Annotated in this window: 13 protein-coding genes and 2 tRNA genes; 7 read left to right on the top strand and 8 right to left on the bottom strand. The window is 62.5% G+C overall.

Features of this window, described 5'->3' with window-relative positions:
• Positions 1-9: 9 nt before the first annotated feature.
• From hemW to rph, 3 genes are read right to left on the bottom strand one after another with little or no spacing between them, the layout of a single operon-like run.
• Positions 10-1,233, bottom strand: a complete 1,224-nt coding sequence (gene hemW / locus U4Y90_RS03590; protein WP_321792233.1) for a radical SAM family heme chaperone HemW — start codon at positions 1,231-1,233, stop codon at positions 10-12.
• A complete protein-coding gene (gene rdgB, locus U4Y90_RS03585; protein ID WP_321792231.1) occupies positions 1,230-1,847 on the bottom strand; it encodes an RdgB/HAM1 family non-canonical purine NTP pyrophosphatase in 618 nt (205 codons plus the stop codon). Before rdgB ends, hemW begins: the two co-directional genes overlap by 4 nt.
• Complete coding sequence (rph, locus tag U4Y90_RS03580) at positions 1,840-2,598, bottom strand: ribonuclease PH (protein ID WP_321792230.1); 759 nt, start codon at positions 2,596-2,598, stop codon at positions 1,840-1,842. Before rph ends, rdgB begins: the two co-directional genes overlap by 8 nt.
• Before the next feature lie 242 nt (positions 2,599-2,840).
• On the opposite strand from rph, the gene U4Y90_RS03575 reads away from it, so the two are divergent.
• The 5 genes from U4Y90_RS03575 to U4Y90_RS03555 all read left to right on the top strand — a co-directional run bounded on the left by U4Y90_RS03575 (position 2,841) and on the right by U4Y90_RS03555 (position 7,770).
• Entirely contained in the window at positions 2,841-3,791 is a 951-nt protein-coding gene (locus tag U4Y90_RS03575) for a YicC/YloC family endoribonuclease (protein WP_321792228.1), read from the top strand.
• Between the two features lie 9 nt (positions 3,792-3,800).
• Positions 3,801-4,475 (top strand): guanylate kinase, encoded by a 675-nt coding sequence (gene gmk, locus U4Y90_RS03570; RefSeq protein WP_321792226.1) that lies wholly within the window; start codon positions 3,801-3,803, stop codon positions 4,473-4,475.
• A 69-nt stretch (positions 4,476-4,544) separates the two neighbouring features.
• On the top strand, positions 4,545-4,748 hold the full coding sequence (rpoZ, locus tag U4Y90_RS03565; RefSeq protein ID WP_006999799.1) for a DNA-directed RNA polymerase subunit omega: 204 nt from the start codon (positions 4,545-4,547) through the stop codon (positions 4,746-4,748).
• 72 nt (positions 4,749-4,820) lie between these two features.
• Positions 4,821-7,217, top strand: a complete 2,397-nt coding sequence (locus U4Y90_RS03560; protein WP_321792223.1) for a bifunctional (p)ppGpp synthetase/guanosine-3',5'-bis(diphosphate) 3'-pyrophosphohydrolase — start codon at positions 4,821-4,823, stop codon at positions 7,215-7,217.
• Between the two features lie 61 nt (positions 7,218-7,278).
• On the top strand, positions 7,279-7,770 hold the full coding sequence (locus tag U4Y90_RS03555; RefSeq protein WP_321792222.1) for a phage protein NinX family protein: 492 nt from the start codon (positions 7,279-7,281) through the stop codon (positions 7,768-7,770).
• A 64-nt stretch (positions 7,771-7,834) separates the two neighbouring features.
• On the opposite strand, the gene U4Y90_RS03550 is transcribed toward U4Y90_RS03555, so the two are convergent.
• Together U4Y90_RS03550 and U4Y90_RS03545 are read right to left on the bottom strand one after the other, a co-directional pair.
• Positions 7,835-7,911: transfer RNA gene (locus U4Y90_RS03550), tRNA-Arg, on the bottom strand.
• A gap of 100 nt (positions 7,912-8,011) precedes the next feature.
• Positions 8,012-8,088 (bottom strand) — tRNA-Arg (locus U4Y90_RS03545).
• Between the two features lie 172 nt (positions 8,089-8,260).
• Here U4Y90_RS03545 and greB point away from each other — a divergent pair.
• A complete protein-coding gene (gene greB, locus U4Y90_RS03540) occupies positions 8,261-8,812 on the top strand; it encodes a transcription elongation factor GreB (RefSeq protein ID WP_321792220.1) in 552 nt (183 codons plus the stop codon).
• 62 nt (positions 8,813-8,874) lie between these two features.
• Here the strand turns inward: greB and U4Y90_RS03535 are convergent, their stop codons facing one another.
• On the bottom strand, positions 8,875-10,017 hold the full coding sequence (locus U4Y90_RS03535; RefSeq protein ID WP_321792218.1) for a porin: 1,143 nt from the start codon (positions 10,015-10,017) through the stop codon (positions 8,875-8,877).
• Positions 10,018-11,259: 1,242 nt separating this feature from the next.
• On the opposite strand from U4Y90_RS03535, the gene U4Y90_RS03530 reads away from it, so the two are divergent.
• Positions 11,260-12,405, top strand: a complete 1,146-nt coding sequence (locus U4Y90_RS03530; RefSeq protein ID WP_321792216.1) for an exonuclease domain-containing protein — start codon at positions 11,260-11,262, stop codon at positions 12,403-12,405.
• 7 nt (positions 12,406-12,412) lie between these two features.
• Here U4Y90_RS03530 and U4Y90_RS03525 read toward each other — a convergent pair whose 3' ends face one another.
• Together U4Y90_RS03525 and U4Y90_RS03520 are read right to left on the bottom strand one after the other, a co-directional pair.
• Positions 12,413-13,015 carry a chorismate mutase gene (locus U4Y90_RS03525; RefSeq protein WP_321792214.1) on the bottom strand — a complete coding sequence of 201 codons (603 nt, stop codon included), beginning with the start codon at positions 13,013-13,015 and terminating at the stop codon, positions 12,413-12,415.
• 197 nt (positions 13,016-13,212) lie between these two features.
• Positions 13,213-13,362, bottom strand: a complete 150-nt coding sequence (locus U4Y90_RS03520) for a hypothetical protein (RefSeq protein WP_321792212.1) — start codon at positions 13,360-13,362, stop codon at positions 13,213-13,215.
• Positions 13,363-13,431: the final 69 nt, after the last annotated feature.

Here is a 13,431-nt window from a genome sequence, read left to right as displayed (position 1 = left end):
TGGGCGCGCTCAATTCTGCGGATCCTTCAAGAACAACTCCTGTAAATCGTTGAGAAAGCGCTGGCCGAGCTCGGTCGGCGCGATGCGTTCGATATCGCGCGCGATGAGCCCGCGCTTCTCCGCTTCGACGAGCGCGGGCTCGATCGCGGACAGCGCCAGACCCGTGCGCTCGATGAACGAATGCACCGGAAAGCCTTCGACGAGCCGCAGCGTGTTCAGCATGAACTCGAATGGCAGATCGCGCGGGCCGACTTCGCGTTCTTCCTGAATCGCGGTTTCGGTGGGCGAGAGCGCGTGGTCCATGTAGCTCGCGGGATGCTTGAAGCGCGCCTGGCGCAGGATCTTCGACGGAAACGACAGCTTCGTATGCGCGCCCGCGCCGATGCCGAGGTAATCGCCGAAGCGCCAGTAGTTCAGGTTGTGCCGGCTCTGACGATGCGGCTTCGCATACGCCGAGACTTCATAGCGCGCGTAACCGGCCTCGCGCGTGCGCTCGTGAATCCACTCCTGCATGTCGGCGGAAGCGTCGTCGTCTGGCAGCGCTGGCGGGTATTTGGCGAAGAGCGTGTTCGGCTCCATCGTCAGGTGGTACAGCGACAGATGCGGCGGCGCGAAAGCAATGGCCGTCTCGATATCGTGCCTGCACTCGTCGAGCGATTGCTGCGGCAGCGCGAACATCAGATCGAGATTGAAGTTGTCGAAGTGCCTCGCGGCGATTTCCACCGCCTTCTTCGCCTGTGTCGCGTCGTGGATGCGGCCGAGCGCCTTCAGATGCGCTTCGTTGAAGCTCTGAATGCCGATCGACAATCGATTCACGCCGCTCGCGCGGAACGACGCGAATTTCGCGGCCTCGAACGTGCCGGGGTTGGCTTCGAGCGTGATCTCGGCGTCGGCATCGACCGGCAGCAGCGCGCGTGCATCGGAAAGCAGCCGGTCCAGCCCTTTCGCCGACAACAGAGACGGCGTGCCGCCGCCGATGAAGATCGTATGCACCTGCCGTCCCCACACGAGCGGCAACGCGCGCTCGAGATCGGCGCGCAGGGCATCGAGATAACGTTCCTCGGGGAACGCGTCGTCCTTCCATTCGTGCGAGTTGAAGTCGCAATACGGACACTTGCGCACGCACCACGGGAAATGCACGTACAGCGAGAGCGGCGGCAGCGACGTCAGCCGGATGCTTCCCGGCGACGTGAAAGCCTGCACGACGTTGATCGTCTTCGGCCCGGCGCTCACGCGAGTTCCTTCAGTCGTTGCAACAACTCGCGCAGCGCGAGCGCCCGATGGCTCAGCGCGTTCTTGCGCGCGGGATCGAGCTCGGCCGCGGTCGCGTTGAGCGTCGGCAGCAAGAAGTACGGGTCATAGCCGAAGCCGTTCGCGCCGCGCGGCGCATCGATCACTTCGCCGTGCCAGCGGCCTTGCGCGATGAGTGGCTCCGGGTCATCGGCGTGACGCACGAGCACGAGCACGCAGAAGTAGTACGCGCGGCGATCGGTCTGGGCGGCGAGATCGGCGACGAGACGGGCGTTGTTCGCGTCATCGCTCTTCGCGCCGCCGTTCATCGACGCATAGCGGGCCGAATACACGCCCGGCGCGCCGTTCAGCGCGCGCACGCAAAGGCCCGAATCGTCGGCGAGCGCGGGCAGGCCGGTCAGCGACGCGGCATGCCGCGCCTTCGCGAGCGCGTTCTCCACGAAGGTCACGTGCGGCTCGGGCGCCTCGGGCACGCCGAGCTCGCCTTGCGCGATCAGTTCGATGCCCGCCGCGTCGAGCAGCGACGCGAATTCGCGCAGCTTGCCCGCATTGTTCGATGCGAGCACGACACGGCCAAGACCATTGACGTCAGACACCTTGAATCCCCAATGCTTCCTTCTGCTTCAGGATCAGCGCCTTGATGCCGCTGTCGGCGAGCGCGATCAGCTCGTTCATCTCGTCGCGCGTGAAGGGCGCGCCTTCCGCCGTGCCCTGCACTTCGACGAAACCGCCCGCGCCCGTCATCACGACGTTCATGTCGGTATCGCATTGCGAGTCTTCGTCGTAGTCGAGATCGAGCACGGCCGCGCCTTCGAAGACGCCGACCGAGATCGCCGCGACGAAGTCCTTCACCGGCGACTTCGCGATCTTGCCGGCCGCCAGCAGTTTGGCCACCGCGTCGTGCGCGGCGACGAACGCGCCGGTGATGCTCGCCGTGCGCGTGCCGCCATCGGCCTGAATGACGTCGCAATCGATGTGCAGCGTGCGCGCGCCGAGCGCGTTCAGGTCGAACACCGAGCGCAGCGCGCGGCCGATCAGGCGCTGGATCTCCTGCGTGCGGCCCGTCTGCTTGCCGCGCGCGGCTTCGCGGTCGCTGCGCGTGTGCGTCGCGCGCGGCAGCATGCCGTATTCGGCGGTGAGCCAGCCTTGTTCGCGTCCGCGCAGAAACTCGGGCACGCGCTCGGCGATGCTCGCCGTGCAGATCACCTTGGTATCGCCGAATTCGACGAGCACCGAGCCTTCCGCGTGCTTCGTGTAATGCCGCGTGATGCGCACGTCGCGCAGTTGGTTCGCGCGGCGGCCGCTCGGGCGCGGGGGGGACGGCTTGAGCAGGGGAGAGTCGGTCATGGATGTCGAGAGAAGAAAAAGAAACCAGCGAACCCGGCGATTTTATCGTCATTCACATTCACGCGTTGCGCGCGCCGCGTTTGCTCACGGGCCGTCCGGGCGGGCTTCGTGACAAAAATGGGATAATGCGGATTCCTCGCCCGGCCGCCAAACGCAAGCCACTTCATTGGCACTTTCGACAGCGCCGGGCGTTTCGTATCGAAACGGCCTTCGCAACGAAGGCTCACATCGCGAGACGTACCATGATCTACAGCATGACAGGCTATGCCAGCGCGACGCGCGAAGTCGTCGCGGATGGCGCGGGACCCAATGGCGCCGGCGGTTCGGGCGTCGGTGTATCGGTGGAATTGCGCACGGTGAATTCGCGCTTTCTCGACCTGAACTTCCGCATGCCCGAAGACGTGCGCGCGACCGAGCCGCAGTTGCGCGAAATGCTGATGACAAAGCTCTCGCGCGGCAAGGTCGATATCCGCATCAACCTGAATCGTGTCGAACAGACCGCGAACGCCGGCGCGCTCAATCGCGACGCGCTCACGCAGCTCGCCACGCTCGAGCGCGCCGTGCTCGACGTGTTCCCCGACGCCGAGCGCATGCGCACCGGAGAAATCCTGCGCTGGCCCGGCGTGCTCGCGGAAAGCTCGGTGTCGCAGGAAACGCTGCGCGAAGCCGTGCTCGCGTGCGGCAAGCAGGCCATCGCCGATCTCATCGAGGTGCGCGCGCGTGAAGGCGCGGCGCTCGCCAAGGTGCTGACCGACAACGCGACGGAGATGGAGGCGATCGTCGCGCGCATCACGCCGCTCGTGCCCGAACTCATCGCGAAGCATCAGCAGAAGATCGTCGAGCGTTTGCAGGACGCGCTCGGCATCGCCACCAACGAAGGCGGCGCGACGGTCACGACGAGCGTGCCGCGCGAGGAAATCGCCGAGCGCATCCGCCAGGAAGTGACGATGTACGGCATTCGCATCGACATCGCGGAAGAGTTGCAGCGGCTCACCGCGCATCTGGCCGAAACGCGCCACGTGCTGCAAAAGGGCGGCAAGGTCGGCAAGCGCCTCGACTTCATGATGCAGGAGCTGAACCGCGAAGCGAACACGCTCGGTTCGAAGGCCGCCGCCAAGGAGCTCGCCGACGCATCGATGACGCTCAAGCTGCTCATCGAGCAAATGCGCGAGCAAGTACAGAATCTGGAGTAACGCAACATCATGCCGAATACCACGCACCGCTCGCACAGCCATTACACCGGTATCTATCCCGGCAACCTGTTCATGGTCGTCGCGCCCTCGGGGGCGGGCAAGTCCACGCTCGTGAACGCGCTGCTCGCCGAGGACCGGGACATTCTCCTGTCGGTTTCGTACACGACGCGCGAGGCGCGCTCGAAGGAAACCAACGGCGTGCAGTATCACTTCGTGTCCGTCGACGAATTCATGGAGCGGCGCGACAAGGGCGAGTTTCTCGAAAGCGCCGAAGTGCACGGCAACTACTACGCCACGTCGAAGCTGTGGATCGCGGAGCAGATGAAGCAGGGACACGACGTGCTGCTCGAAATCGACTGGCAGGGCGCGCAGCAGGTGAAGAAGCAGTTCCGTAACGCGGTGGAGATTTTCATTCTGCCGCCGTCGCTCGATGCGCTCGAAGATCGCCTCAAGAAACGCGGCCAGGATTCCGAAAAAGTGATCGTGCGACGCTTGCTCGCGGCCGGTAGCGAGATGGCGCATGCATCGGAAGCGGAGTATGTCGTCATCAACGAGAACTTCGATCGCGCGCTCAATGAACTGCGCTGTCTCGTGGCCGCGACGCGCCTGCGCTTCACGTCGCAATACGCGCGCAACACGCAGCTTTTCGTGGACCTCGGCATCCACTCCACGCCGCAGGTCTGACGCATTGCAGTGGCCGGGTCATTCGGTCACATAAGGTAGAATAAAACCCATATTGAGAAGGAAACAAACATGGCCCGCATCACCGTCGAAGACTGCCTGAAACAAATCCCGAATCGCTTCGAGCTCGCGCTCGCGGCAACGTACCGCGCGCGCCAGCTCGCGCAAGGCCACACGCCGAAAATCGAGAGCCGCGACAAGCCGACCGTCGTCGCGCTGCGCGAGATCGCCGCGGGCCAGGTTGGCATCGAAATGCTGAAGAAGGTGCCCGTCTAAGGGCCGCAGTTCCACACGGTTTCATTTTTTGCAACCGACGACCGAGCGCGTCACGCCACCACGGAGGGGAAGATGAGTCAGACACCGTTGCCCATCTCCGCCGCCGTGGATCCCGACATCGAAATCGATCAGGATTCGCTGCTCGACGCGGACAAGCCGCACGCGGCGCGCAAATACATCGATGCGGTTCTCGAACAGTCCTTCCGCCATCTGTTCGGCCCGACCGCCACGCCGGAGCAGCCGCGCAAGCATGATGTCGTTTCCATCGCGAAACTGACGAACGCGCTCGCGAGCTACATCACTCCGGAAGAGATCAAGGAAGTCAAGGCGGCTTTCCACTTCAGCGACGAAGCGCACCTCGGGCAGTATCGCCAGAGCGGCGAGCCGTACATCACGCATCCGGTCGCGGTCGCGGAAATCTGCGCGGGCTGGAAGCTCGACGCGCAGTCGATCATGGCGGCCTTGCTGCACGACGTGATCGAAGACCAAGGCGTGACCAAGACCGAGATCGCGGAGCGCTTCGGCGCCAAGGTCGCGGAACTGGTCGACGGCTTGTCCAAGCTGGACAAGATGGAGTTCCGCAATCGCGAGGAAGCGCAGGCGGAGAACTTCCGCAAGATGCTGCTCGCGATGGCGCGCGACGTGCGCGTCATTCTCGTCAAGCTCGCCGACCGGCTGCACAACATGCGCACGCTCGGCGCGGTGCCGCCGGAGAAGCGCCGGCGCGTGGCCCGCGAGACCCTCGACATCTACGCGCCGATCGCGCATCGGCTAGGTCTGAACAATACCTATCGCGAATTGCAGGATCTGTCGTTCGCGAACTTCAATCCGAATCGTTACGCGACGCTCGAAAAAGCAGTGAAGGCGGCGCGCGGAAATCGGCGCGAAGTGGTCGGCAAGATTCTCGAAGCGGTGCAGCGCACCATCGCGGATGCGAAGATCAACGCGGAAGTCACCGGCCGCGAGAAGACGATCTACAGCATCTACAAAAAGATGCGCGACAAACAGTTGTCGTTCTCGCAGGTGCTCGACGTTTACGGCTTTCGCGTCGTCGTCGAGAGCGCGCTCGAATGCTATACGTGCATCGGCGCGCTTCATGCGCTCTACAAGCCGGTGCCCGGCAAATTCAAGGACTACATCGCCATTCCGAAGGTGAACGGCTACCAGTCCCTGCATACGACGCTGGTCGGCCCGTTCGGCGCGCCGATCGAGTTCCAGATCCGCACGCGCAAGATGCACGAGATCGCCGAGGCGGGCGTCGCGGCGCACTGGCTCTACAAGAACGGCGGCGCGGATCTGAACGATGTCCAGAAGCGCGCGCATCAATGGCTCAAATCGCTGCTGGATATTCAAAGCGAGGCGGGCGATTCGAGCGAGTTTCTCGAACACGTCAAGATCGATCTGTTCCCGGACGCCGTCTACGTCTTCACGCCGAAGTCGAAGATCATGCCGCTGCCGCGCGGCGCAACCGCGCTCGACTTCGCGTACTCGATCCACAGCGACCTGGGCAACCAGTGCGTCGCGGTGAAGATCAACAACGAGCTCCTGCCGCTGCGCACGGAGCTGAAGAGCGGCGATATCGTCGAAGTGATCACCGCGCCGTATTCGAAGCCGAATCCCGCGTGGCTCGGCTTCGTGCGCACCGGCAAGGCGCGCTCGGCCATCCGTCACTATCTGAAGACGATGCGCCTGAACGAGTCCGTCCAGTTGGGCGAGCGGCTCGTCGATCAGAGTCTCAAGGGATACGGCCTCGCGCTGTCGGACGTCACGCCGGAAGTGTGGGAAAAGCTCGTGCAGTGGACCGGCAACAAGACGCGGCAGGAAATCTTCGCCGATATCGGTCTCGGCCGGCGCGTGGCGGCGGTCATGGCCAAGCGCATCGAAGTGCTGATGAACGGCATCGCCGACGACGACGAGCATCCGCATCGCGAGCATCACAGCACCAACACCGCGCCGCCGGTGGTCATCACGGGCACGGAAGGCATGTCGGTGCAGTTGTCGCCGTGCTGCCGCCCGATTCCCGGCGACAACATCATGGGTTATATCGGCATCGGGCTCGGCATGGCGATTCACACGGCCGAATGCCGTGTCGCGCAGCGGATTCATCGGCGCGATCCGGGCCGCTGGATCGATGTCGCGTGGGCGCCGCAGCCCGGCCGTCTCTTCGATGTCGCCGTGAAGGTGCTCGTCAAGAACACGAAGGGCGTGTTCGCGCGCGTCGCGGCGGACATCACGTCGGCCGACGCGAACATCGTTCATATCGCGATGGACGAAGACGTATCGCAGGAAGCGAAGCTCTTGCGCTTCGTGATTCAAGTAAGCGACCGCGTCCATCTGGCGAATGTCATGCGCCGCGTGCGCACCAATCCGGACGTCATGCGCATTGCGCGCGAACGTCCGAGCGACGAACCGCATCACCGCAATCAGGACGGCGGCATGCGCATCGACCGCGAGCGCGCCGACTACTGACGCGGCGCGGGAATGCGGCGTGCATGCCTGGCATCGTTCGACGAACAGGAGAAAGCGCCGCATGAACACTTCCGATCTCGAAGGCGCCACGCTCGACTATTGGGTCGCGCGCGGGCTGCACGAATTCATCCGCGAGATTCACTTCACCGATAGCGGAGAGACGCTCTCGATCCGCGGCAACGACCGCGGCAAGCCCTGGGACGGACGTTTCCTGCCGTCGACGTCGTGGGAGGCGGCAGCCGTCGTTCTGGAGCGCGCCTGCAGGCTCGACATGCACGACCAAGGGCGTGGCGAAGTGGTCTGCACCGTGAGTTTCGGCAAGGACGGCAAGCCGGTGGAAGGGCGGGGCGTGTCGCTGCGCATCGCGTTGTTGCGCGCGTTCGTGCGGCATGCGTTCGGCGAGACCGTCGACGACGAATTCCCGCGTCGCTCGCAGACGCTATTAGGCGCGCGGGCCGAGACAATCGGAGAATCGAGCGCGGTGGCGTCGGTGGAGGATGTGCCGAGACCAGAGTTGCATATCGGCGATATCGGTTCGGTGCCGCGTCAATAGAGCGAGCACCCGGGCTTGCGACAAAACAAAAAGGGCCTTCCGCTGGAAGGCCCTTCGAAAAAGATGGCGCGGCTGGCAGGATTCGAACCCACGACCCCTTGGTTCGTAGCCAAGTACTCTATCCAACTGAGCTACAGCCGCACGCAAAACGGTACTGCTTATATTGCACTGCGCTTGTGGTTAAGCGCTTGATCCTTTCGTCGAACGGCGCGACCGCCGAAAGCGAAAACATCAGAATAGGTGGCGCGGCTGGCAGGATTCGAACCCACGACCCCTTGGTTCGTAGCCAAGTACTCTATCCAACTGAGCTACAGCCGCACGCAGAAGCGGAATTATAGCCAAGCCTATTCCGAAAAGGAAGGGTTTTTGGCCAAAATATCGAATCTTCTGTCGATGCACCTTCGACGAACCAAGGCTCCGGCATGGTAAGTTGATGTTTCGAAAGCAAGTACCTCCTGGAATTCGACATCACTCGGCATCGACCAGCATCATGAACAAGGCATTTGTCAAAGAGTCGGATGACACCGACGACGACCTCGACCTCGGCCATCCGGACGTCCCGGCGGGGACGAAGAACTACATCACGCCTCAAGGCCACCAGCGGCTGCGGGACGAGCTTCTGCTGCTGCTGGATACCGAGCGCCCGGAAGTGGTCAAGCTCGTCTCCTGGGCCGCTTCGAACGGCGACCGCTCGGAGAACGGCGACTACATTTACGGCAAGCGGCGGCTGCGTGAAATCGACAGGCGCATCCGCTTTCTGACCAAGCGGCTCGACCTCGCGGAAGTCGTGGACAGCAGCAGGCAGGAGAACGTCGACCAGGTGTTCTTCGGTGCAACGGTGGACTACGCGGGCGACGACGGCGATGTGAAGACGGTGACGATCGTCGGCGTGGACGAGGTGGATCTGGAGCGCGGCTATGTGAGTTGGATCTCGCCGGTCGCGCGTGCGCTGCTGAAGGCGAAGATCGGCGATACCGTCGCGCTGCACACGCCAGCGGGCGTGCAGCAGATCGACATCGTGGATGTGCGGTATCCGCATTGATCGCGGACGAAAAAAAGCCGCTCCGAAGAGCGGCTTTTCTACAGCAATACTGCCTGTGAAGCTTAGAAGCGGTGACGCATGCCAACCGTTGCCGAAACCTGGTTGCCGTTCGACGACATGCCCACACCGTTGATCACCGCACCGATCGGCAGGCCATCCTGGTCGGTCATGTGCTGGTATTCGCCTTGCAGGTACACGTCGGTACGCTTCGACAGCGCGTACGCCGTTTGCAGGCTGAACTGGTGGAACTTCGGCTTTTCGCCGTCGATGCGGCTGTCGGTGTAGGTGTAAGCACCCGCGATCGACAGAGCCGGCGTCAGGTTGTAACGGCCGTTGACTTCGTAGTTCGTGAAGCGGACGTGACCGTCGGTCAGGTTGATCGAGCCTGCGCCTTGCGAGCCGACGTTGGTGATCGACGAAGCGTCGTCGAGCATCGTCTGCGTGAACACGAAGCCGACCGTCGCAGCGCCGAACGCGTAGTTGATGCCGCCGCCGAAGATGCGCTGACGGCCAGCGACGAACGGCGTGTTGTCGGTCGTGATCGCGCCGTTGACGTTGTTGGTCGGCGAGCCGACGTTGTTCAGTTGCATGTACGCAGCCGCGATGTTCAACGGGCCGTAGTTGTACGACGCGCCGACGCTGTAAGCACGGTTGTCCGCGAAGCCGCCTGCTTCGTTCGAGAAGCCGTACATCGCGCCCAGCTTGAAGCCAGCGTAGTTCGCGCTCGTGTACTTGACCGAGTTGTTGACGCGGAACGTGTTGTCGAGGTTGTCGTTGTCGAACGGGTGGGCGAACTGCGTGCCGCCGTATTGCGTGCCCGTCAGAGCCAGAGGTCCGAGGAAGTCGACGACGGAGTCATATTGACGGCCGAGGGTCACTGCGCCGAACTGGTTGCTCGACAGACCGACGAACGCCTGACGGCCGAACTCGCGGCCACCTTGGCCATTCGTGCCGTTCATGATGTTGAAGCCGTTCTCCAACGTGAAGATCGCCTTCAGACCGCCACCGAGGTCTTCCGAACCACGCAGGCCCCAACGGCTGCCGTTGACGGAACCGCTCGTCGCCTTGAAGTTGCTATGGCCTTGCTGGTTGTTCGTGTAGGTGATGCCCGCATCGATCAGGCCATACAGCGTGACGCTGCTTTGTGCATGGGCGGCGGTGGCAAAAACGCCCGTCAGGGCAGCGACCATGAGAGTCTTTTTCATCTTTGTAACTCCGAGAGCAGATTGGGCCGGGGACCCAGGCTTTGAGGAAACCTCGCTCCGGTGCGCTGCGAGAGGCGCGGGGCGGAGGAGCGATGCATCGGCGACGCGACACACTTGTTTCCGGACCAGACGAAGTGTAAAGACGGTGTTACAGCCGGGAGCTTCCAATTTCCACAATAATCCATTGTTGATGCGGCAATGATCGCCGCGTCGCATATTTTTCTTTATATACAATGATTTATTGTCGAATAAAGTCGTAAGGACAGAGGTGTCAACCAATCGACGTTGCGCATGCGCGACATGATCTGCATGAGAAAACAATGAAAAATTTCCGAAAATCGATTGTTGAGATATTTGAAACAGAAGTTTGCGGCTTTTGCAGGTAATGAGTGCGGACCGCATCGCTATACTGTCGATTCTGCTTTCCGAAGCAGACTTTTTCGTTGACGGAAAAAGATCTCCAAACTTTGTCAGCGCGACTTCCCGGTCGCGCTTTTTTTTCGCCTCTGCGGGCCGGGCTGCCGGCCTTTCAGCGCCTTCGTCCGTGGCGAGATCGGGGTCGGGCGGCGTCGCGTGAAGTCGACCGAACTGAAGATCGTGGATGCTCGAGATTACAGTAGAGTCATGAGATGGATTCTATGACGCTTGACGTACGGAGGATCGGGCAAGGCGACCAGGGATTTACGTATCGGATAATCTTGTTGCGACCGGATTTAGCGTTTCACTTTCGATTCGGATATCCGGCGAAGATTAATATCGAAAATTCTTTTCGATAAAGTCGGGCGTAATTCGGTTTCAAGTTTCACCGACGATACGCAGACACATTTCGTAGGGGAATAATGAGTTGGTCGATTTTCCTGTTTGATTGGAGGATATTCGCGAAATCCGCGTGTTGCCGCGGGACGCCGCACCGGCGCGGCTGCCGTGCCGGAGGAGGCGCCGGGGTGAGTCTCTCGTCACGGTCGAAATCACTCGCAAGAATTTAATTCTGATAATCAGGGATTGCTTCTACGGGTTATTCGCTATTGCGATGGATGCATTTCAGCAACTACTTAGATTTCTTGTAGAGGTTTCGTCGGAATGCCCGGCAGTCGAAACAATTGAGACAAATAAATCGAGCGCGGCAAAAGAAGCGAAATGACGCCGCGCCGCGGGGATCGTCCTTGAAGGCCTGCCACGTCGTGCTGCGTTAAAATGGGCAACCCAGCCCACGCACGATTGCGACACCTCTTGCCGTTCACGATGCATCCCAATCCACTCGCAAACCTTGCCTTTCCCTCTGAGCCCATCGTTTTCGTCGATCTCGAGACGACCGGCGGCACGTTCGGCGTCGACCGGATCACCGAGATCGGAATCGTGGAGGTCGGGCCATCGGGCGTGTCGCAGTGGTCGTCGCTCGTCAACCCGCAAAAGCCCATTCCAGCGTTCATCCAGCAACTGACCGGGATCACCGACGCGATGGTGCGCGATGCCCCGACGTTCGAGCAGCTCGCATCCGGCCTGCTCGAGCGAATGAACGGCCGACTTTTCATCGCGCATAACGCGCACTTCGATCACGGCTTTCTCAAAGACGAGTTCAAGCGCACGGGCCTTCGCTTCGCGCCGGATGTGCTCTGCACGGTGCAGCTCTCCCGCGCGGTCTATCCCGCCGAAAGCCGTCACGGTCTCGATGCGCTCGTCGCGCGTCACGCGCTCGTGCCTTCCGCCCGACACCGCGCGCTGGCCGACGCCGATCTGCTCTGGCAATTCTGGCAACATCTGCATCGCGCGCACGCGCCCGATGTCATGCGCGCGCATCTGGATCGCGTGACGCGCCGGTTCCGGCTCGCCGAGCACATCGACGAGGACACGATCGAGCAGATCGTCGCAGGCTGCGGCGTCTATATGTTCTACGGCGAGAACGACGCGCCGCTCTATGCGGGCCGAAGCGTGCGTTTGCGTCAGCGTGTGCGCTCGCATCTCGTTGGACCGCGGCGTTCTGCGAAAGACCTGCGCCTGGCCGCGCTCGTGCGCCGTCTCGAATGGAAGGCGACGGGCGGCGAAATCGGCGCGTTGCTGGCCGAGGCTCAATGGATCGCGAGCGCGCGGCCGGCGCATAACCGCGCGCCGAAGTCGCGCTCGGGAGATGTCCGCGGCGCGCCATGGCCTTACTCCGGTGCGATCGCGATCGAAGAGCGCGACGCGGCATCGGGACAGCGCGCATGGCATGTCATCGACAACTGGTGCTATCTCGGCACGGCGAGCGCGCTTGCGCAAGCCGGCGCGCTATGTTCGGGCGCCCGTGCATCGGCGTTCGAACTGTCGACCTATCGCATTCTGAGCGAGCGTCTCGCGCGTGGGCTCGCCGTCACGCCGCTCGTCTCCGGACGGCTCGCGGCCGCCAACTGACGCCTCATCAGCCGACCGCGCCCACGCCGCCCGACGCGCACACGTGCGACAGCGCGCGCATGAGCGGCGCATTCATCGATGAGTCGTAGCGCGTCAAGTGCTTCCATCGCGCGACGCTTTCGGCGAGCCGCATCGGGCAGTCTTCCGCATGTCGAATCGGCTCGACGTGCGTGAGCGCCGATACGAGCGACTGCGTGAGCCGATCGAGTTTGGGGCGCGTGTCTTTGGCGAGATCGGGCGGCGCTTCTTCCGGCGCGGCTCTCAGCGCGCGCCAGTTGGCGAAGAGGGCGTTCTGCACGTCCTTGCTGGCCTCGATCTGATCGCGGAAGAATTGCCGCGCGAATTCAGGATCGAGCTGAGCGGCCCCGGCCTTTTCCTCGACGTTCTTGAGCAACGCCTCTTCGCGCGGCGCGTCGGTGATCGGCTCGTGATGAGCCCATTTCCAGCGCGCGACCGGCTCCGCAAGTCCAAGCCGCTGGGAGACGAGGGCGATGAGGTTGGTGAACGCAGTGTCGTCGCCGTCCGCCTGGGCCGGTGCGGGCGCAGCGAGCGCGAACAAACAGGCGAAAGCGGCTGAGGCGAGGAGGGAAGACTTCGATCGGCGGCGCATCGGTATCGAGGTAAAAGCGCCAGAATAACGCACCGCATTCGATTGGAACGAGCCGCATCGCACGACTCGCTTCGGTGCGGTCATGGACGAGGGGCGCGACGCGCCCTGGCGTGAGCCATTTCCGGACCAGCCGGTCCGAGTGCGCCGCGCGCGGCGGGCGTCGGTCTCACGACGAAGGCGTGATCCAGCGTGTCCGCCTACTTCGACTGCGCCGAATTGCGCTGTTCGTCGAAGAACGCACGCACATGTTCGGGCAGCTCGCTCGCGAGAAACTCGACGCCAACCGGGTCCGGATCCGGACAAAGCACCTTGTCGGGCGTCGGGATTTTCGTCGGTTTCGCGTCCATGATTTCTCTCCTCAATGACTACAACAATTGCGACCACGGGTCGATGCAGCTCTTGCGCTGCCGCATGCG

The organism is Caballeronia sp. J97, assembly GCF_905220305.1.
Classification (GTDB): Bacteria; Pseudomonadota; Gammaproteobacteria; order Burkholderiales; family Burkholderiaceae; genus Caballeronia.
This window is presented reverse-complemented; position numbering and strand designations above follow the sequence as displayed.